The sequence below is a fragment of the Chryseobacterium mucoviscidosis genome, assembly GCF_002177115.1.
In the GTDB taxonomy this organism is placed as follows: Bacteria; Bacteroidota; Bacteroidia; order Flavobacteriales; family Weeksellaceae; genus Chryseobacterium; species Chryseobacterium mucoviscidosis.
Genome location: NZ_MVAG01000168.1, coordinates 1 through 268 on the forward strand (window position 1 = coordinate 1; position 268 = coordinate 268).

1 pseudogene is annotated in these 268 nt (G+C 51.5%); it reads right to left on the reverse strand.

Annotated elements, in window-relative coordinates:
- Positions 1-268, reverse strand: a pseudogene (locus tag B0E34_RS22845) (hypothetical protein); the annotation flags it as partial.

The following is a 268-nucleotide window of genomic DNA, read 5'->3' on the forward strand; positions in this document are numbered from 1 at the left end:
CTGGTTGATTTCAAATGTCAGCGGAACGCCTTCATACACTTCGAAATCGACCGTTTCGTATCCATAGCCGCCCGATGAAGGCTGTATCTTCGACGCACGCGCTTTCAGTAAATTGACCTGTCCGATAAATTCGGCCACAAATTGATTGGCAGGCGTGCGGTACACGTCCAACGGAGTGCCGAGCTGCTGAAGCCTCCCGCATCCGAGAATTCCAATCCTGTCCGATAAGCTTAAAGCCTCCTCCTGGTCGTGCGTCACTAAAATCGTT